We start from the raw sequence: 17,958 nt of genomic DNA on the forward strand, positions 1-17,958 counted from the left end.
CGGCGGAGGACAGCACGGCCGACGAAGGCCGCCCGCGGCAGCAACCGCCCGGGCATGACCCCGGAAAAATCCGATACCCGACCAGAGGACAGAGGAGAAGGAACAGATGAAGCAGGTGACGCGCTGGCTGCGTCGCGCATGGAACTGGCTGACCAGCATGCGCACGGCGCTGATCCTCCTCTTCCTCGTCGCCGTCGCGGCGATCCCGGGCGCGCTGCTGCCGCAGCGCAGCCTCAACGAGGAGAAGGTCAGCGACTACATCGCCAACAACGGCCGCCTCGCCGAGATCTACGACAAGCTCCAGCTCTTCGACGTCTTCTCCTCGTCCTGGTTCACGGCGATCTACGTCCTGCTGACGATCTCGTTGGTCGGCTGCATCATCCCGCGCAGCTGGGAGCACTACAAGGCGATGCGCGCCAAGCCGGTGCGTGCGCCCAAGCGCCTGACGCGCATGCCGCACCACCACACCGGCCACCTCGACGCCGAACCGGACGAGGTGCTCGACCAGGTGCGCGGCCGGCTCAAGGGCTGGCGCGTCTCGGTGTTCTCCGCCGAGGAGGACCGCGCCGGGGCCCGCTCGCTGTCCGCGGAGCGCGGCTACGCCCGCGAGTTCTTCAACCTCGTCTTCCACCTGGGCCTGGTGGCCATCCTGGTCACCATCGCCGCCGGGCGGATGGTCTACTACGAGGGCCAGGTCATCGTCGTCACGGAGTCGGGCTCGACCGGGGCGGTCGCCCTGGACCAGTCCACGGAGTTCTGCAACACCTCGGACTCCAACTTCGACTCCTTCCGCTCCGGTCCGCTCTACCGCGGCAAGTTGAGCCCGTTCTGCTTCGTCGCCCACGACTTCACCGCGGACTACCTGCCCAACGGCCAGGCCGAGATGTTCACCTCGAACATCTCCTACGCCGAGGGCGAGGACATCACCACGGACCCGAAGACCTGGCGCGACTACGAGCTCAAGGTCAATCACCCGCTGCGGCTCGGCGGCGACCGTGTCTACCTGCAGGGCCACGGCTTCGCGCCGACCTTCACCGTCAAGTGGCCCAACGGCGAGACCCGCACGCAGACCATCCAGTTCCGCCCGGACGACCCGACGAACTTCCTGTCCTCGGGCGCGATGCGCTTCGACCCGCCGGCCGGCATGTACCCGGACCTCTACGAGCGTCGCCAGAACCAGCTGGCCATCGAGGGCCTGTTCGCCCCGACGGCCGAGTGGACCGGCGAGAACGGCGCGCTGCTCAGCTCCTCGTTCCCGGAGCTGCGCGACCCGGCCGTGGCCATCGACGTCTACCGCGGCGACAACGGCCTGGACACCGGCGTGGGCCAGTCGATCTTCAGCCTGGACTCCTCGCTGGTGCACTCCGGCCAGCTGCAGCGCATCGAGCGCGTCAACCTCGACCAGGGCGAGTCGGTCACCCTCGACGACGGCACCGAGCTGACCTTCGACGGCGCCAGCGAGTACGCGAACTACCAGATCGCCCGCGACCCCTTCCAGGGCTGGGTCCTGGTCTCGGCGGTGGTCATGCTGGGTTCGCTGGTCGCCTCGCTGGCGATCAAGCGCCGCCGCGTGTGGGTGCGCGTGCGCCCGTCCGCCACCGGCGGCACCGACCTGGAGATGGCCGGCCTGGCGCGCACGGACCGCGCCGGCTGGGGCGAGGAGTTCGAGAAGCTCTACCGCGACATCTTCGACCTGCCCGACCCCGACGAGGTCGAGGGCGGCGCCGGCGAGCCCGACGAGGACGAGCTCATCGAGGGCCCGCGCACTTAGCCCGGCGTGGTCCCGGCGCCGCCCCGGCAGGCCCAGGGAGTCGCAGGGCGCCGGCGCTGCGGTGCCCGAGGCTCCGCGTGCGGACCACGCCCGCGCCCGCGCGCACGCGGGTCCACCGGGTACCGGGTCTTGAACTTGCGGGTGTCGAATCCCGAGCCCGCACGCACGCGCGCACACCCGCCCCGCCGTGACGGAACCGCCCACGGCGCGCCGCGCGACGTCGGCAATCGCGCGCCGGCCACCCCCGCCCGGGGTGGTCCGCCCAACGGGGCCGACCTCGGGTTTTACGTGCGGTTCTGGTAATCTCCCCCTCATACGTGGCCTGCCGCCGGTGGCGGTCGGGCCGGCGGAAGAAGGAGAGAGCTTCAGTGGATAGCATCGTCGATCCGACCATGGCGACCCTGTCGGACCGGGCGTTCCAGGCGACGTTCCTCGTCTACCTCATCGCCCTGGTCCTGTCGCTGTTCTACTACGTGCGCGCCCAGGCGATCATCGCCCGCACCCGCCGCCGCACCGAGGAGCGCGAGCTCGTCACCGTCGGCGCCGGCTCGGACGCCCCGATTTCCGACGTCGCGCCCGGAACCCCCGGCGCAGACGTCGCCGTCCCCGGCGACGGCGCGGCGGACGAGACGCTGGCGAAGCAGCGCGCGAGCGCGCGCAAGTGGGGCGGGGCGACGCAGTCGGTGGTCTGGCTGGGCATCATCCTGCACGTCGTCGCCGTGGTCACCCGTGGCTTCGCCGTCGGGCGCTTCCCGCTGGGCAACCTCTACGAGTACATGCTGATGATCACCGCGGCGACCATGGTCGTGGCCACCGTGGTGGTGCAGGCGCGCGGCAGCCGCGTGGTCTGGCCGTGGCTGTTGACCCCGATGCTGGTGCTGATGTTCTTCGCGGGCACCAAGCTCTACGCCGAGGCCGCCCCGGTGGTGCCGGCGCTGCAGTCCTACTGGCTGCCCATCCACGTCACCTCGGTGTCGGTGGGCGCGTCGATCGGCCTGGTCTCGGGCGTGTTCTCGATCCTGTTCCTGCTGCGCGTGTGGCAGCCCGTGGGCGAGGAGCACGGCTTCCTCGCCCCGGTGGTCCGCCCGCTGCCGAGCGCCGAGAAGCTCGACCGCATCGCCTACCGCCTTGCCGTGTACACGCTGCCGATCCTGGGCATCGGCATCATCCTCGGCGCGATCTGGGCCGAGGCGGCCTGGGGCCGGTTCTGGGGCTGGGACCCGAAGGAGACGTTCTCCTTCATCACCTGGATCCTCTACGCCGCCTACCTGCACGCGCGTGCGACGGTCGGCTGGAAGGTCGGCGCGGCCTGGATCAACATCGTGGCGATGGGCACGATGGTCTTCAACCTCTTCTTCATCAACATGGTCGTCTCCGGCCTGCACTCCTACGCCGGTCTGAACTGACCGCGGCCCGCGCTGCCGGCACGCCGTGCCCGCCCGCGCGGCTGGCGCAGCCGTGCCCGCCCGCGCGGCCGGCGCCGTCGGCCAGCATCACCCCGCCTCCGGATTCCTCCCCGGACGGCGGGGTTGCGTCGTATCGGGCCGGTGTCACGACGGCGGGGGAGGGGGTGGCCCAGGGGCTGGATTTTCCGCCCGCGGTCCGGGTATGTTCTAAGGCTAGGCTTACTGTAAAAGTTGGCGTCACCGTCGGCCCGGGTGCCCCCGGACCAGCGCAGGACACAGGAGGAATCAGCGATGAGCGCACCCAGGCGCAAGACCGGCAAACCCGCGGGCGACATCCCCGAGCTGGTCCAGCTGGGATCCGAACTCGCCGAGCGCCGCCGGGAGCTGGGGCGGCTCCAGCAGGACGTCGCCGCCACCGCCGGGGTCTCCCGCTCGACCCTGCACGCCATCGAGCACGGCGCGACGGGGGTGCGCTGGGAGAAGGTCCAGTCGGTCGCGCGGGTGCTCGGCCTCGAGCTCTGCTTCGCCGAGGCCTCCGGGGCCGCGGCGGTCGAAGCCGCTGATGCGGAACCCGCGGAAGCCACTGCCCGTAACTGACCTCCCGGTGCCGGCCACCGGAAGTCAGGAGAACAAACTCCGTCCGGGGGCGTCCCGCCGAGTTCTCGCGGCACATCTCTGAACGAGGCGAGCGCGCTCGGCGTCGGGCCCGCCCGCGGGATCCGGCTCCCCGAGACGCTACCGTTGAGCCCATGCGCATCCTCGTCACCGGCGGCGCCGGCTTCATCGGCTCGAACTTCGTGCGGCGCACCCTCGCCACCCGCCCCGACACGCGGGTCACGGTGCTCGACAAGCTGACCTACGCCGCGAACCCGGCCAGCCTCGCCGACCTGGACGCCGGCCGGTGCCGCCTCGTCGAGGGCGACGTCTGCGACGCCGCGCTCGTCGACAAGCTCGTCGCCGACGCGGACCTCGTCGTCCACTTCGCCGCCGAGAGCCACAACGACCGCTCCCTGCGCGAGCCGGCCGCCTTCGTGCGCACCAACGTCGAGGGCACCGTCGCGGTGCTCACCGCCTGCGCGCGCCACGACGTGCGCCTGCACCACATCTCCACCGACGAGGTCTTCGGCGACCTCGCCCTCGACGACCCGGCCCGCTTCACCCCGCAGACGCCCTACCGGCCCTCGAGCCCCTACTCGGCGTCGAAGGCGTCGGCCGACCACTTCGTGCGCGCCTGGGTGCGCAGCTTCGGGCTGCGCGCGACGATCTCGAACTGCTCGAACAACTACGGCCCGCGCCAGCACCCCGAGAAGTTCATCCCGCGCCAGATCCTCCGCCTGCTCTCCGGCCGCCCGCCGCGCGTCTACGGCACCGGCGAGAACGTGCGCGACTGGATCCACGTCGACGACCACAACGACGCCGTCTGGGCGATCATCGAGCGCGGCGAGCCCGGCCAGACCTACCTCATCGGCGCCGACGGCGAGGCGAGCAACCTCGACGTCGTGCGCGCGCTGAACCGCGCCTTCGGCCGCGACGCCGACGACTTCGAGCACGTCACCGACCGCCCCGGCCACGACCGCCGCTACGCCATCGACGCCGCCTCCACCCGCGCGCTGGGCTGGACCCCGCGCCACATGGACCTCGCCGCCGGCCTGGCCGGGACCGTCGACTGGTACCGCGCCAACGAGCCGTGGTGGCGCGCCGCCTTCGACGCCGCCGAGGACTTCTACGCCGCCACCGAGCGCCGCGCCGCGCCCACGGCGCGGGTTCCCGCTCGCGGTGCTGTGCGGGACGTCGGCAATTGAGCCGCGGCTACACTGGGCGCCATGTTCACTCCAGTCGACGGCTTTGACGGCGTCCTGCACATGGTGCCCGAGGTGCACCCCGACGACCGCGGCACCTTCCACGAGTGGTTCAAGGCCTCCGCCTTCGAGGAGGCGCTCGGCTTCCCGCTCGACCTGCAGCAGGCCAACATGTCCGTCTCGAAGGCGGGCGTGCTGCGCGGGCTGCACTACTCGGAGGTGCCGCCCGGACAGGCCAAGCTGGTCACGTGCCCGGCCGGCGCCGTCTCCGACGTGCTCGTCGACGTGCGCCGCGGCTCGGAGACCTTCGGGGCGTGGAAGGCCTTCGAGCTGACCGCCGCCAACCGGCACGCGGTGTTCATCCCCTCCGGCTACGCGCACGGCTTCCTCGCCCTGGCGGACTCCGTGGTCGTCTACCTGACCACCTCCGAGTACCAGCCCGGCGTCGAGCACGGCTTCGACGCGCTGGACGGCGACGTCGACGTGGCGTGGCCGACGATGGACTACATCCGCTCCGAGAAGGACCAGGCCGCACCGTCGCTGGTCGAGCTCGAGGAGCGCGGGCTGCTTCCCGAGGTCGAGGTCTGCCGCGGGCGCCTCGACGAGCTGCGCGCGGGCTGGGCGGAGGCGGCCGAGGAGGCCGGCCTGTGAAAGGCATCATCCTCGCCGGCGGCACCGGCTCGCGGCTGTGGCCGATCACCTACGCGGTGAGCAAGCAGCTCGTGCCCGTCTACGACAAGCCGATGATCTACTACCCGCTGAGCACGCTGATGCTCGCGGGCATCACGGACATCCTGGTCATCACGACGCCGGCGGACCTGCCGCAGTTCGAGCGGCTGCTCGGCGACGGCTCGCAGTTCGGGGTGCGCATCTCGTTTGAGGTGCAGGACCGCCCGCGCGGGCTCGCCGACGCCTTCGTGGTGGGCGCCGACCACATCGGCGACGACTCGGTGGCGCTGGTGCTCGGCGACAACATCTTCTACGGCGCCGGGCTGGGCACGCGGTTGCGGCGCTTCACGGACCCCGACGGCGGGGCGATCTTCGCCTACTGGGTGTCCAACCCGCAGGCCTACGGGGTGGTGGACTTCGACGCGGAGGGCCGCGCGCTGTCGCTGGCGGAGAAGCCCGAGCGCCCGGCGAGCCACTTCGCGGTGCCGGGGCTGTACTTCTACGACAACGAGGTCGTCTCGATCGCGCGGGGGCTCTCGCCGAGCGCGCGCGGCGAGCTCGAGATCACCGACATCAACAACGAGTACCTGCGCCGCGGGAAACTGCACGTCGAGGTGCTGCCGCGCGGCACGGCGTGGCTGGACACGGGGACGGTGGACCTGCTGATGGCCGCCGGCGACTTCGTGCGCACCATCGAGCAGCGCCAGGGGCTGAAGATCGGCGCGCCCGAGGAGGTCGCCTGGCGCATGGGCTACATTTCCGACGCCGCGCTGCGCGCCCGTGCGGACGCGTTGCGCAAGTCGGGTTACGGCGAGTACCTGCTGGAGATCCTCGAGCGCGAGCGGGGCTAGGGGGCGGCGGCCCGCGTGGGCGCCGTGGTCACCGTTCGGGGTGGTCCTCGCCGGCGTCCGGGCCGTCGGTGTCCTCGGTGCCTGCCTCCGGGTCGTTCCCGGAATGGCTGAAACCTGCGCCGGGTGTGGTGTCCCCCGTGGCGTCAGACGGCGACTCTGTCCCGGGCTCGGGTGCGGGCGCGGCGTCGTAACGCTCGTGGGCACGGCGCATGCGCTCGTTCTCCTGGCGCTCGGCCTCCTCGCGGGCGCGGCGTTCCTTGAAGCGGTTCTTCTCCAGGGTCCAGAGGAACTCCTCGTCGTCGTCGGGGCCCTTGATCTCGGGGCGCTCGGCGGGCCGGTCGAGGCCGGCGCCGGTGCGCTTTCCGGAGCCGGGGCCGAATGCCTTCCACAGCAGCACCACGGCCAGGATGATCAGGGCCAACAGAATCAGGCGTCCCAACGGGGTCCTCCCTTCGCGTCCGATAACCACAATACGGATGATGGGCGTGGGTTTAGTAGCCTGGGGGCGTGACAGATCAGGATCCGACCCCGACCGAACCGACCGACGACGCGCGCGCGGTGGGCGCCGAGGAGAGCGACGAGCAGATCCGCTCCCGGGCGCGCCGGGCGCTGACCCGCTACGGTCTGGCGCGCCTCGGCCTGTTCGTGGCGTTGACGGTGGTCATCCAGGTCGCGGCGTGGCTGATCGGCGCGCCGGTGCCGCTGGTGATGTCGGCGCTGTTGGCGCTGCTCGTGGCGTTCCCGCTGTCGATGCTGATCTTCCCGCGCATGCGTGTCGAGGCCACGCAGGCCGTCGCCGCCCGCCACGAGCGCCGGCGGCAGCGCAAGGAGTGGATCCGCGAGGAGCTCGCCGGGCGCTGAGCCCCGTACCGGAAGTCGCCGCCCCCGTGCGGCGCCCCGGAGGGCCGCCTGTGGACCGCTCCCCGCGCTCCACAGACGCCGCAACGTACTCTCGCGTGCTGTCTGCGGGCCCGTCATGCTGGGGGACATGAACCTGCTCGACCAACTCATCACGGTGACCCGGCAAGGCATAGGCCTCGCCGAAGGCGCCCGAGGCATGAGCAAACACCAACTCATCGAACTGGGCGTGCTGCCCGTGGACGCGCAGAAGATCGCGCGGGTGGCCCGCGAGTACTTCCCGGTAACCTCCGCGAAGACCAACGCGATCGAGGCGGCACGGGCCAACGGCCACTCGATCGTCACGTTGGACATGATCGAGTCGTTTGCCGCGAAGGTGAAAAACCAACGCCGCGCCTGGGGCTTCCGCACCCGGGCCTGCCGGACCGCTGGCACCCACGACGAGGTACGCAAGGCCTGCCGGCAGCTACTCGACGAGTACAACGGGCCGGCTGAGCCCGCCCCGCAGACCCGCAGCCTGCAGTTCATCAACTCCAAGACCAAGGGGCAGGGACTGTTGTTCCGCGGTCCGTCGGCGGAGATCGGAGCGCTTCGCCACGCGGCCCACACCGCGGCGGCGAAGGCGGTCGGCGAGGACAACGTCGACGCCGAGGCCTGCGGTGAGGCCTTCGCCAACTTCCTCTCCGAGGGCGCGCCCGGATCAGTTGTGCACGCGGTGGTCGGGTTGAGCCTGAATGAGGCGGTGCGCATCGAGGACGGCCACGGCGACGACATCGAGTTGGTCGCCTCGGATGGCTCGCGAATGACGGGCTCGGAGTTCCTTCAGCGCCTGCTGCGCCAGGCGGGCACCACCCGCCCCGCCGCAGAGCCCGGCGACGAAGCCGAAGCCGCCACCGCGGCGGACGCCGGCACTGATGATTCGCGGGGACACCGCGACCAGGCAACCGGAAACCTGGCTGGCCTCCGGCCCGGCGGCCAACTGGTTCCCGTCCCGGACACCGACGCCGAGAACGCCGAGGACGCTGCGGACCTGGAACTGTTCGCCGCGGAGATCCCGACGAGGATCCCGGAGATGATCTTCGACGCCGACTCGATGATCATGCTCGTCCACCCGACCCAGGGCCCGAGCAACCTGTACCGGACAAGACGCTTCGCCAACGGCAAGCAGCGCACGATGCTCGGCGCCACCTTCGGGGTGTGTGCCCATCCGGAGTGCAACCAGCCGGCGGAGTTCTGCCAGGCCGACCACGACATCGCGTGGGTGCGTGGCGGGATGACCAACATCGACAACCTGACGCCGCTGTGCAAGTACCACAACGCCGCCAACGACGACGATCCGGAAGGCCCGGTCCGTCACGGTCGGATCGAACGCGACGGTCTGGACGTCTACCGGGTGTTGCCGGGTGGTCGGAAGCAGCGGGATGCCACGCCGACTCTGGCGCGGCGGATGATGGCCGAGCACGCCGCCCGCCGCACCGCCCGGGCCGCTTAAACCGCCGAAACACCCACCCCGCCTGGGCTGACCGGCAGTCCCGCCCACTCGCGGTAGCGCGTGGGGGTCCTCGCTGCCGCCATCACGCCGGTCACCGCCTTCGAACCACAAAACCCGGTCCACTGGCCGGGCGATTCGGCGTGCCCTCACGGGGAATGCTCCGGACGCAGCCGCCGTAGTAGCCCGATCAGCCCTCTCCGCTCCCGCTTAGCCACGGCACGGCAGGCGGATCACGCCGGTCACCGCCTTCGAATCACAGAACCCGGCCGCGTCACTGCACCGCGAGCCGCCCGACGGGGGAGCGCCCCACGCACAGCTCCAGCCCGTCGCGCGCGCTGACCTCGAGCCGCTCGCCGCCGCCCTCGAGCTGCACCCACACCTGGTTCAGCCCCGCGCGCGCCGGCACCGCGACCTCCTGCCCGTCGAGCCGCAGCGCGAACTCGCCGTCGCGGTCGGCGAAGTAGTTGAACTCCACGACCCACTCGGCGTCCATCAACGGCCCGTCCAGTTCGAGCGCCTCACTGCCGGTCACCCGTGCCCCGCAGCCGGGATCGTCGCCGGGCACCGTCGCGCGCATCGTCACCAGCCCGGCGGGCACGAGCCGCCCGTCGGCGTCGACGAGCGTGGGCTCGCGCGTCCAGTCCGCCACCACCTCGTCGCCGCCGAGCCCCGGCGCGATCGCCGAGAGTCGGTTGTACGGGTGCACCACCGGCAGCAGTACGTCGGCGGGCAGGTCCTGGTCGAGGATCGGCCCGTCGTGGCCGGCGAGCTCGCCGCGCAGCGTCGTCACGTAGTCGTGCGTCGGCTGCTGCGCCCACGACCGCGCGTACGCGAGCGTCGAGACCCCGGCCGAGACCGCCAGCGCCACGCCCAGCACACCGGCCGCGCGCCGCCACCGCAGCGCGCCCCGCCCCGCCAACGTCACGGCGAGCCCGGCGGCGAGCAGCACGGCGGCCTCGGAGAAGTGCCGCAGCGTCAGCGTGATCTCGAGCGCGGTGTCGGGCCCGCCGCGCGCCACGCCGAGCGCGAGCAGCGGCAGCACCGGGTAGACGAGCCCCGGCACCCACGCCAGCGCGCGCCGCCCGGACCACACGAGCACCGCCACCAGAACGACCGCGCCCGCGATCACCCCCGCGACCCCGGCGTCGGCGAACGGCGGGCCCGGCTGCCACCGCGGCCACGCCCACGGCCCGCCGGCGAGCGTCGGCAGGAGCCCGTGCACCCAGCCGTGCCAGGTCAGCTCACTTGCCGACGGCCCCGTGCCCCAACCCCGCGGGTCCCCGACGGCGAGCGCGTAGACGACGGCCCAGATTGCCGACGCCGCGCCTGCCCCCGCGCTCAGCGCCAGCACCGCCGTGCGAGGTGCCTCCGGGCCCGTAGGGCGCCTCGACGGCTGGGCGGGAGTCCGTCCCCGTCGGCTGGCCAGGTAGCAGACGAGGAAGCCGGGCACGACGACGGCGGCGGCCATCGCCCGTTCGCTGAACAGGCAGCCGGCCAGCACGATCGCCGCGACACCCGAAGCAGACCTCAACGCGGGCCCCAGCTGTGTCGTCGTGCGGAATCTGGTTGCCGCGGTGGTTCGTTCGGCACTCCGGCCACCGGCTCCGGCGTGCTCGCGAACGTCGAGCGTCGCGCGTGAGTGACCACGGTGATCAGGAATCCGGTGGGAACCGGCGCGTTTGAGGGTGCGGACCGAGAGCGCGAGCGCCGCGGCCAGGGCGGCGTGCAGCGGCAGGACGTTGACCGCGTTGGCCAGCCACGTCGTCGACGTCAGCGTCAGTGGCGTGAGCAGGTAGGCCGCCAACGGCACCGCCGCCCACCGCCCCGGGCACAGCTCCGCGCACAGCCAGGCCACCGCGACCGCCGCACACAGCTGCAGCAGAGCGAGCGTGCCGACGGCCGCCGGCCAGCTCAGCCCCGCCGAGTGGGCGAGCACGTACTCGATGAGCCACGCCCCGGGCATCAGGTGCCCGTCGTGCGGCGTGGCCAATAGCCCAAACAACTCCTGGGCAGCCAAACCACTCGGCCCACCGGCGTCCGCGCCTGCGCCGTCCGCGGCACCGTCTCCGACACCCATGGCCTGCGCGAAGAGCGTCAGGTCGTCCCAGTAGAACCACCCGCGCGCCGCCACGGCCGTGCGCAGCGCGACACCGGCGACGGTGACCACCGCCAACCACGCCACGGTGGTCCGCGCGGTGCGGGAGGCGGGCGCGACGTCGTCAATCATGGCTCAACCCCCGAACAGTGCGGCGATGCCCAGCATCACGGGCAGCGCCAGGAAGGTGGACAGGAACACGGTGTCGCGCGCGACGATCTCGCCCTTTCGGTAGGTCGCTGCGTAGTTGTAGACGTTCTGCGCCGTCGGCAGCGCGGCGAGGATCAGCGCGGCGTAGAGCTGCGTGCCCGACAGCCCCAGCCCGAGGCCGAGCACCAGCGCGACGGCCGGCATCAGGACCAGCTTCATAGCCGTGGCCACCAGCGCGGCCGGGCGGTCGGCGGGGGAGTCGAGCATCTTCTGCTCGGTCAGCGAGGCGCCGAAGCTCATCAGGATCAGCGGGATCGACGCCCCGCCGAGCAGCTCCAGCGGCGCCATGACCGGTTGCGGGATCTCCCAGCCGGCCAGGCAGACCACCAGGCCCGCGACCGAGCCGAGCACCAGGGGAGTGGCCAGGGCCTCGCGGAGCGAGTGGCCGATGCGGCGCGCACGGGAGGCGCCGCGGTGGTCCTCGGCGGTGATCAGCGCCAGGATCAGCGGGGTGAACAGCACCACCTGCAGCACGATCACCGGCGCGACGTAGGCGCCCGTGCCCAGCACGTAGATGCCCACGGGCAGGCCGATGTTGTTGGAGTTGACGTAGCTGGCCGCCGCCGCGCCCATCGTCGTGGTGGCCAGGTCACGGCGGAAGAACACCGCCGAGACGGCCGCGTAGATCAGCGCGGTCACGACCGCCGCCAGCAGGCTGACCAGGATGACCGGGGAGAACAGCTCCTTTTGGTCGGACTTGGCCACGACCGTGAACAGCAGCGCCGGGGTGGCCGCGTGGAAGGCGACGCGGTTGAGCACGAGGCGCCCGCCGTCGCCGCCGAAGACGCCGGCCCTGCCCAGCGCGAAGCCCGCGCCGACCACCGTGAAGATGATGGCGAAGCCGGTGACCACCCCGATCATGGCGTCACACCCCGGGCAGCCAGCCGGTCGGCGCCAGGGCCAGGGCCGCGGCGGTCAGCAGCGCCCACACGAGCATCGCGCGGCCCGTGGCACCCAGCACCGGGATGAGGTCCTTGCCCAGCGCCCCGCCGACGACCGGGCGCGCCCCGGCGAGGACCAGGGGCGCGGCGACCAGCCCGGCCAGCGCCGGCCAGGTGGCGAACGCCAGCGCCACCGAGGCGACCAGCGGCATGCACGCCAGCGCGACGAACATCCGGCGCGAGCCGGCGTCGCCCAGGCGCACCGCCAGGGTGATCTTGCCGGTCGCGGAGTCGGAGGGGATGTCGCGCAGGTTGTTGGCCAGGTTGACCGACGCGGAGATCGAACCGACGGCCACCGCGCAGACGACACCGGTCCAGTCGACGCGTCCGGCCTGCGTGAACTGGGTTCCCAGCACGGCGACCAGGCCGAAGAAGATGAAGACGGCGGCCTCGCCGAGGCCCCGGTAGCCGTAGGGGTTCTTGCCGCCGGTGTAGAACCAGGCGCCGGCGATGCAGGCCGCGCCGACGAGGATGAACCACCACGCGCTGGCCAGCGACAGCGCGATGCCGGCGACCGCCGCCACACCGAAGCAGCCGAACGCCGCGGCCTTGACCTTGCGCGGGGCGACGAGCCCGGAGCCGGTCAGGCGCAGCGGGCCGGAGCGGTCGTCGTCGGTGCCTCGGATGCCGTCGGAGTAGTCGTTGGCGAAGTTCACCCCCACGATCAGGGCCCAGGCGACGACGAGCGCGAGCAGCGCGCGCCACCAGCTGAACCCGCCGAGGTAGGCGGCCGCGCCCGAGCCGACGACGACGGGGGAGATGGCGTTGGCCCAGGTGTGCGGGCGCGCGCCCTCCTTCCAGTCGGCGAAGGTGGCGGTGCGTCGCGCACCGTCGGGGGCGCCGGCCGCGGGGCCGGTGGGGGTTTCGGGAACGTCGGACATGGCTGCCATTGTCGCGCAACGTGGTGCGCCCCGCCCACGCCGGGGCCGTGGCGGTGGTAAGAATCTTGGGAGTCGCGGCGCACGGCCGCGCGCGTTCGACGCGAACGGCAACATGAGCAACCAGAGAGGAGTCCGCCGGATGTGGGTCAGCTACGTCGCCGGCCAGGTGGTCTCCTTCGTCTTCACGCTCTTCCGCCTGATCCCGCTGGCGTGGGCGAACCGCGTCGGCGGTGCGCGCATCCCGGCCGAGGGTGATGTGGTGGTCTCGCTGACCACGCACGGCCGCCGCCTGGCCACGGCGTTCTACGCGGTCGAGTCGGTCGCGCGCGGCAGCCGCCCGGCGCCGATCGTGCTGTGGCTGGACCCGGAGGACTTCGACGGGCCGTGGCCGCCGAGCCTGCGCCGCCTGGTCGACCGCGGCCTGCAGGTCCGTCGCGGCAGCGGCGACCTGGGCCCGCACGCGAAGTACTTCGACATGTTCCGCGCGGTGGCGGGCACGGACACCCGCGTGGTCACCGTCGACGACGACATCATCTACCCCGAGTGGTTCCTGGAGAAGCTGCTCGAGGTCGGCGGCCTGCGCCCGGACACGGTGGTGGCCTACCGCGCGCACCGCGTCGAGCTGCGCGACGGCCGGCTGCTGCCGTACATGCGCTGGACGGCGGCGGACACATGCCGGGCCAGCGTGCTGCACTTCGCCACGGGCGTCTCGGGTGTGTGCTACGCGCCGGCGTTCGTGGACTACGTCGCCGCGCGCGGCGAGGAGTCCCGCCGCGTCGCCCCGCGTGCCGACGACGTCTGGCTGCACCTGTGCGCCCTGCGTTCCGGTTTCCGCATCCGCCAGGTCTTCGCCAAGCCGCGAAACTTCGCGATCGTGCCCCTGACCCAGCGCGGCGCCCTCGTGCGCCGCAACGGGCCGGGCGGCGGCAATGACGCGCAGATCGCGCGCGCCTACACGATTGACGACGTCGCGGTGCTCGCCGCCGCGGCTGCGGCCGAGGACTAGGGCGCGTTCCCCACGTTTTCCTGTGCAGAAGGGGGCCCCGTGTGATGCGCTCCTTCGACCGTGGAGCCGCCCGCTCAGCGGAGTGAAGTCCGCTGAGCGGTTGGCGGCGTATCGCCAGGCACAGCCCGGCAGAGGTTAGCTGAACAGGGCGGCGACGGCGGGGCGGTCGACCTTGCCCGTCGCCGTCAGCGGCAGCGCCGCGACGCGGCGCAGCTCCTTGGGCCACTGCCAGCGGGGCAGCTCGGCGAGCGCCTCGTAGATCTCGGCCGGCGAGGCCGTGCCGGTGTAGGCGGCGACGGCCGCCTGGCCCAGGCGCGGGTGCGCCACGCCGGCCACGCACGCGGCGTCGACACCCGGCACGCGCAGCAGCTCGGTCTCCACGACCTCGGGGTGCAGCTTGAGCCCGCCGGTGTCGATGACCGCGTCGAGGCGGCCCTTGACCACGAGGCGGCCGTCGGCGTCGAAGGCGCCGGCGTCCGAGGTCGCCCACCAGCCGTCCTCGGCGAAGGACTCGTGGCCGGGGCGGTTGCGGTAGCCGTGCGCGATCGTCGCGCCGCCCAGGTGGATGCGTCCGGAGGCGCCGATCTTCACGCGCGCGCCGGGGATGGGGCGACCGTCGTAGATGCAGCCGCCGGCGGTCTCGGAGGCGCCGTAGGTCGCCACGACGTGGATGTCCAGGCGCTCGGCGGCGGCGCGGGTGTGGGGGTCGAGCGCGGCGCCGCCGACGAGGATCGCGTCGAAGTGGCGCAGCGCGTCGATGCCCTCGAGGGTGTCCATGGCCTTCATCAGCTGCATCGGGGTCAGCGAGGTGTAGACGCGGTCGCCGGTGGCGGCCAGCTCGGCGGCGCCGCCGGCGAAGGCGTGCACGTCGAAGCCCGACGAGAGGTCGAGGCACCAGGGGTCCACGCCCGCCACCAGGGCGCGCACCAGCACCTGCAGGCCCGCGATGTAGTGGGCGGGCATGGCCAGCAGCCACTGGCCCTCGCCGCCGAGGACGCGGTGGGTGGCGTCGGCGCCGGCGACGAGGTTGGCCGGGGTCAGCTGCGCGCCCTTCGGCGTGCCCGTGGAGCCCGAGGTGCCCACCACCAGGGCGATGGCGGGGTCGATGGGGCGGCCGGCGCCCTGGGAGGAGCGCAGCAGCTCGGCGCGGCCGGGGTCGTCCGCGGGCACCGGCAACAGCGAGACCCCGCCGCTGATCGCCTGCTCGAGGTCGGGCAGGATCGCGGCGGGGTCGTGCGCGTCGACGGGGAGAACGTCGAGGTTACGGAGGGCCATGGCGGTCGATGTTACGCGGGGCGCGCGGGCGCGGCCCGGGTGGTTCGGGCACTGCGGGAGTGCCCGGGGGAAGGTGTGCTTCGGTGGGGTTAGGCGGTCTTGGTGGTGCGGGTGGCGGCCGCGTCGTCGACGTCGGTCTCGGCGGCGGTCACGCGGCGGCGGTTGAGCACGGCGTCGACGCTGAAGAGCCCGGCGCCGGCGCCGGCCAGGGCGAGGGCGGCGGCACCGATGGCGCCGACCAGCTCAAAGCCGCCGTCGGCGGCGGCGACGCCGTTGCCCATGTGGGCGAAGAAGTAGGCGCCGAGCATGACCAGGAAGACCAGGGAGCCGGCGATCGGGGTCATCAGGCCGATCAGCAGCAGGATGCCGCCGCCGAGCTCGATGACCGCGGCGACCACGGCGGCGACCGAGGCGAGCGGCACGCCCATGGAGGCGAAGTTGTCGGAGTAGTCGGCGAGGTGACCGAACTTGTCCCAGCCGTGGTAGATCAGGATGACGCCCAGGATGACGCGGGCGAGGAGCAGTGCGACGTTCTTGAATGCTGACATGACACCAAAACGTAGCAGCCGCGTTTCCCCGGGGCAATAGCTGGGCCGGATTTTTCGCGGCCGTACGTCTGCGGCCGCTGAGGAGACCCTTAGCCGGGCACCGGGCACACGGTGTCGGCAACCGCCTCGACGGGGCGCGGGCGCTTGCCCCGCAACGTGCGCCGGCGCGGCTACCGGATGATGACGGTCAGCCGGGGAATCTCGTGCGCCGGCGTGCACCACGCGCCACGTACCGCCCGTGGGCCGCGGCGCCCGGTTCGCCGGCCCACCCGGCCGCACGTGCACGCCGACGCGCACCACCGGGACGTCGTCAAGCGGGCGCGGATATGTTGTAGCCATGCACTTCCGCAGGGGTGACCTGATCCTCGCTGGCGCCGCCGCGCTGCTCGCGGTGGTCTACCTCCTCGCCGTGGACTCGCCGCACACCGCGGCGCAGGCCGTGCTGTCCTGGGGGTTCGTCGCCGCGGCCGCCGTCTACCGCACGCGCCCGCGCGCCTCGGCGGTGGCGGTCCTCGTGCTGCTCGGCCTGTGGGCCGTGGTGTGGCTGACCGCGCCGGTGAGCCTCGGCGTGACCCCGTGGCTCGTCTTCGCGCTGCTGGCCGTCTACGGCGCCGAGCGCTACGTCGGCTCGCGCGTCTTCGGCCGCGCGGTGCTCGGCGTCGCGATGGCCGGCGCGCTGGTCTCGCCGGTGATGTGGACCTTCGGCACGAACGTCGACTGGCACTACCGCACCGGCGTCGACTGGGCCGTGACCCTGACCGCGCACTGGGCGCTGCTCGTCGTCGCGCATCTGCTCGCCGCCGAGCAGCGCACCCGCGCCCGCGCGCGCGAGGACCACCTCGCCGCGCTGCGCGAGGAGGAGCGCCTCACCCTCGCCCGCGAGCTGCACGACGTGCTCGCCCACTCCCTGGTGCTGATCAAGGTGCAGGCCAACGCAGGGCTCGTCGCCGGCGAGGAGCGCGCCGCGCTGACGCAGGTGCGCGATATGAGCTCCGAGGCGCTCGGCGAGGTGCGCGGGATGGTCGACGCGCTGCGCGACCACGACGCCCGCCTCGAGCCGACCGCGCAGCTGGCCGGGCTCGACGGGCTGCTCGACTCCTTCCGCGCCGCCGGGCTCGACGTCGGGTACCGCGGCACGCCGCCGGCGCGGCTGACCGGGCTGCCAGCCGTGATCCAGCTCGCCGCGGTGCGCATCATCTCCGAGGCGCTGACCAACGCCGTGCGCCACCAGGTCGACGCCCGCGCCGTGGTCACCCTCGCCGCGGTGCCGGGTGCCGACGCCGCGCTGACCGTCACCGTCGCCTCCACGGGCCCGGACCGGCCCGGTTCCGGCTCCGGCTCAGGCCACGGCGGCGGCAAGGGGCTGCTCGGCCTGGCGGAGCGCGCCCGCGCCGTCGGCGGCTCGCTGCGCACGGAGCACGCCGGCGACGTCTTCACCGTCCACGCCGAACTGGGGAGGCGCCCGTGATCCGCGTGCTGCTCGCCGACGACCAGGCGCTGCTGCTCGGCGCCCTGACCACGATCCTCAACGCCCAGGACGACATCCGGGTCACCGCCACCGCGGCCGACGGCGCGGCGGCCGTGCGCGCCGTGCGCGAGGCCGCCGGCGGCGTCGACGTCGCCGTGCTCGACATCCGCATGCCCGGCCTCGACGGCATCGCCGCCGCGCGCGAGATCCTCGCGCTGCCGGACGCGCCGGCCGTGATGATGCTGACCACCTTCCGCGACCCCGCGCTCGTGCGCTCCGCCATCGCCGCCGGGGTGCACGGCTTCCTGCTCAAGGACGCCGAGCCGGACGTGCTTGCCGACGCCGTGCGCACCGTCGCCCGGGGCGAGTCCGTCCTGGCCAGCGGGGTGACCGGCCCCGTGCTGGAGGGGTACCGGCAGGCGGTGGCCGCCCGCAGTGCGCTGCGGCCCGAGGAACGCCAGGGCCTCAGCCTGCTGACGGCCCGCGAGTTGGAGGTGCTCGCCGAGATCGGGCGCGGGGCGACGAACCCGGAGATCGCCGAGTCGCTGCACATCGCCGAGACGACCGTCAAGACCCACGTGTCGAACCTGCTGGCCAAGCTCGGCGCGCGCGACCGGGTGGCGCTGGTGCTCCTCGTGCAGCGCGCCGGGCTGCTGCCGGGGCGGGGGCAGGGCTGACCTGCGGCGGC

17 protein-coding genes are annotated in these 17,958 nt (G+C 72.8%); 11 read left to right on the forward strand and 6 right to left on the reverse strand.

What is annotated here, in order from left to right; translation table 11 throughout:
• The first annotated feature begins 106 nt into the window (after nucleotides 1-106).
• The 6 genes from resB to rfbA all read left to right on the forward strand — a co-directional run bounded on the left by resB (nucleotide 107) and on the right by rfbA (nucleotide 6,496).
• On the forward strand, nucleotides 107-1,771 hold the full coding sequence (resB, locus tag CFRA_RS01590; RefSeq protein WP_075663162.1) for a cytochrome c biogenesis protein ResB: 1,665 nt from the start codon (nucleotides 107-109) through the stop codon (nucleotides 1,769-1,771).
• Nucleotides 1,772-2,163: 392 nt separating this feature from the next.
• Nucleotides 2,164-3,177, forward strand: coding sequence for a c-type cytochrome biogenesis protein CcsB (gene ccsB, locus CFRA_RS01595; RefSeq protein ID WP_075663163.1), 1,014 nt, complete (start codon nucleotides 2,164-2,166; stop codon nucleotides 3,175-3,177).
• Nucleotides 3,178-3,468: 291 nt separating this feature from the next.
• A complete protein-coding gene (locus tag CFRA_RS01600) occupies nucleotides 3,469-3,774 on the forward strand; it encodes a helix-turn-helix domain-containing protein (RefSeq protein ID WP_075663164.1) in 306 nt (101 codons plus the stop codon).
• A gap of 152 nt (nucleotides 3,775-3,926) precedes the next feature.
• Nucleotides 3,927-4,979 (forward strand): dTDP-glucose 4,6-dehydratase, encoded by a 1,053-nt coding sequence (rfbB, locus tag CFRA_RS01605; protein ID WP_075663165.1) that lies wholly within the window; start codon nucleotides 3,927-3,929, stop codon nucleotides 4,977-4,979.
• 21 nt (nucleotides 4,980-5,000) lie between these two features.
• Entirely contained in the window at nucleotides 5,001-5,627 is a 627-nt protein-coding gene (gene rfbC, locus CFRA_RS01610; RefSeq protein ID WP_075663166.1) for a dTDP-4-dehydrorhamnose 3,5-epimerase, read from the forward strand.
• On the forward strand, nucleotides 5,624-6,496 hold the full coding sequence (gene rfbA / locus CFRA_RS01615; protein ID WP_075663167.1) for a glucose-1-phosphate thymidylyltransferase RfbA: 873 nt from the start codon (nucleotides 5,624-5,626) through the stop codon (nucleotides 6,494-6,496). Before rfbC ends, rfbA begins: the two co-directional genes overlap by 4 nt.
• A 28-nt stretch (nucleotides 6,497-6,524) precedes the next feature.
• Here the strand turns inward: rfbA and CFRA_RS11800 are convergent, their stop codons facing one another.
• Nucleotides 6,525-6,935, reverse strand: a complete 411-nt coding sequence (locus CFRA_RS11800) for a hypothetical protein (RefSeq protein WP_075663168.1) — start codon at nucleotides 6,933-6,935, stop codon at nucleotides 6,525-6,527.
• 68 nt (nucleotides 6,936-7,003) lie between these two features.
• On the opposite strand from CFRA_RS11800, the gene CFRA_RS01625 reads away from it, so the two are divergent.
• Together CFRA_RS01625 and CFRA_RS01630 are read left to right on the forward strand one after the other, a co-directional pair.
• Nucleotides 7,004-7,357, forward strand: coding sequence for a DUF4229 domain-containing protein (locus CFRA_RS01625; protein ID WP_415684492.1), 354 nt, complete (start codon nucleotides 7,004-7,006; stop codon nucleotides 7,355-7,357).
• 196 nt (nucleotides 7,358-7,553) lie between these two features.
• Nucleotides 7,554-8,846: an HNH endonuclease signature motif containing protein gene (locus CFRA_RS01630; protein WP_156887932.1), complete on the forward strand. Its 1,293-nt coding sequence runs from the start codon at nucleotides 7,554-7,556 to the stop codon at nucleotides 8,844-8,846.
• A 271-nt stretch (nucleotides 8,847-9,117) separates the two neighbouring features.
• Here the strand turns inward: CFRA_RS01630 and CFRA_RS01635 are convergent, their stop codons facing one another.
• The 3 genes from CFRA_RS01635 to CFRA_RS01645 are packed head-to-tail and all read right to left on the reverse strand — an operon-like array spanning nucleotide 9,118 to nucleotide 12,973.
• Nucleotides 9,118-11,073, reverse strand: coding sequence for a hypothetical protein (locus tag CFRA_RS01635; RefSeq protein WP_075663170.1), 1,956 nt, complete (start codon nucleotides 11,071-11,073; stop codon nucleotides 9,118-9,120).
• Nucleotides 11,074-11,076: 3 nt separating this feature from the next.
• Nucleotides 11,077-12,012, reverse strand: a complete 936-nt coding sequence (locus tag CFRA_RS01640) for an AEC family transporter (protein ID WP_075663171.1) — start codon at nucleotides 12,010-12,012, stop codon at nucleotides 11,077-11,079.
• Between the two features lie 4 nt (nucleotides 12,013-12,016).
• Nucleotides 12,017-12,973, reverse strand: a complete 957-nt coding sequence (locus tag CFRA_RS01645; protein ID WP_075663172.1) for a 1,4-dihydroxy-2-naphthoate polyprenyltransferase — start codon at nucleotides 12,971-12,973, stop codon at nucleotides 12,017-12,019.
• Between the two features lie 139 nt (nucleotides 12,974-13,112).
• Here CFRA_RS01645 and CFRA_RS01650 point away from each other — a divergent pair, with 139 nt between their 5' ends.
• Nucleotides 13,113-13,979, forward strand: a complete 867-nt coding sequence (locus CFRA_RS01650; protein WP_075663173.1) for a glycosyltransferase — start codon at nucleotides 13,113-13,115, stop codon at nucleotides 13,977-13,979.
• Between the two features lie 135 nt (nucleotides 13,980-14,114).
• Here CFRA_RS01650 and menE read toward each other — a convergent pair whose 3' ends face one another.
• Nucleotides 14,115-15,254, reverse strand: a complete 1,140-nt coding sequence (menE, locus tag CFRA_RS01655; protein WP_075663174.1) for an o-succinylbenzoate--CoA ligase — start codon at nucleotides 15,252-15,254, stop codon at nucleotides 14,115-14,117.
• Nucleotides 15,255-15,343: 89 nt separating this feature from the next.
• Nucleotides 15,344-15,802: a DoxX family protein gene (locus CFRA_RS01660; protein ID WP_075663175.1), complete on the reverse strand. Its 459-nt coding sequence runs from the start codon at nucleotides 15,800-15,802 to the stop codon at nucleotides 15,344-15,346.
• A 337-nt stretch (nucleotides 15,803-16,139) separates the two neighbouring features.
• Here CFRA_RS01660 and CFRA_RS01665 point away from each other — a divergent pair, with 337 nt between their 5' ends.
• Nucleotides 16,140-17,270, forward strand: a complete 1,131-nt coding sequence (locus tag CFRA_RS01665; RefSeq protein ID WP_075663176.1) for a sensor histidine kinase — start codon at nucleotides 16,140-16,142, stop codon at nucleotides 17,268-17,270.
• Nucleotides 17,267-17,947, forward strand: coding sequence for a response regulator transcription factor (locus CFRA_RS01670; RefSeq protein ID WP_075663177.1), 681 nt, complete (start codon nucleotides 17,267-17,269; stop codon nucleotides 17,945-17,947). Before CFRA_RS01665 ends, CFRA_RS01670 begins: the two co-directional genes overlap by 4 nt.
• The last annotated feature ends 11 nt before the right edge of the window (nucleotides 17,948-17,958 follow it).

It is taken from the genome of Corynebacterium frankenforstense DSM 45800, from assembly GCF_001941485.1.
Classification (GTDB): Bacteria; Actinomycetota; Actinomycetes; order Mycobacteriales; family Mycobacteriaceae; genus Corynebacterium; species Corynebacterium frankenforstense.

Coding starts and splice junctions, on each gene's coding strand:
- ccsB (WP_075663163.1), top strand. CDS start 2,164: ATGGCGACCCTGTCGGACCGGGCGTTCCAGGCGACGTTCCTCGTCTAC.
- CFRA_RS01660 (WP_075663175.1), bottom strand. CDS start 15,802: ATGTCAGCATTCAAGAACGTCGCACTGCTCCTCGCCCGCGTCATCCTG.
- CFRA_RS01665 (WP_075663176.1), top strand. CDS start 16,140: ATGCACTTCCGCAGGGGTGACCTGATCCTCGCTGGCGCCGCCGCGCTG.
- CFRA_RS01630 (WP_156887932.1), top strand. CDS start 7,554: ATGAGCAAACACCAACTCATCGAACTGGGCGTGCTGCCCGTGGACGCG.
- menE (WP_075663174.1), bottom strand. CDS start 15,254: ATGGCCCTCCGTAACCTCGACGTTCTCCCCGTCGACGCGCACGACCCC.
- rfbC (WP_075663166.1), top strand. CDS start 5,001: ATGTTCACTCCAGTCGACGGCTTTGACGGCGTCCTGCACATGGTGCCC.
- CFRA_RS01635 (WP_075663170.1), bottom strand. CDS start 11,073: ATGATTGACGACGTCGCGCCCGCCTCCCGCACCGCGCGGACCACCGTG.
- CFRA_RS01600 (WP_075663164.1), top strand. CDS start 3,469: ATGAGCGCACCCAGGCGCAAGACCGGCAAACCCGCGGGCGACATCCCC.
- rfbB (WP_075663165.1), top strand. CDS start 3,927: ATGCGCATCCTCGTCACCGGCGGCGCCGGCTTCATCGGCTCGAACTTC.
- resB (WP_075663162.1), top strand. CDS start 107: ATGAAGCAGGTGACGCGCTGGCTGCGTCGCGCATGGAACTGGCTGACC.
- CFRA_RS01645 (WP_075663172.1), bottom strand. CDS start 12,973: ATGTCCGACGTTCCCGAAACCCCCACCGGCCCCGCGGCCGGCGCCCCC.
- CFRA_RS01650 (WP_075663173.1), top strand. CDS start 13,113: ATGTGGGTCAGCTACGTCGCCGGCCAGGTGGTCTCCTTCGTCTTCACG.
- CFRA_RS01640 (WP_075663171.1), bottom strand. CDS start 12,012: ATGATCGGGGTGGTCACCGGCTTCGCCATCATCTTCACGGTGGTCGGC.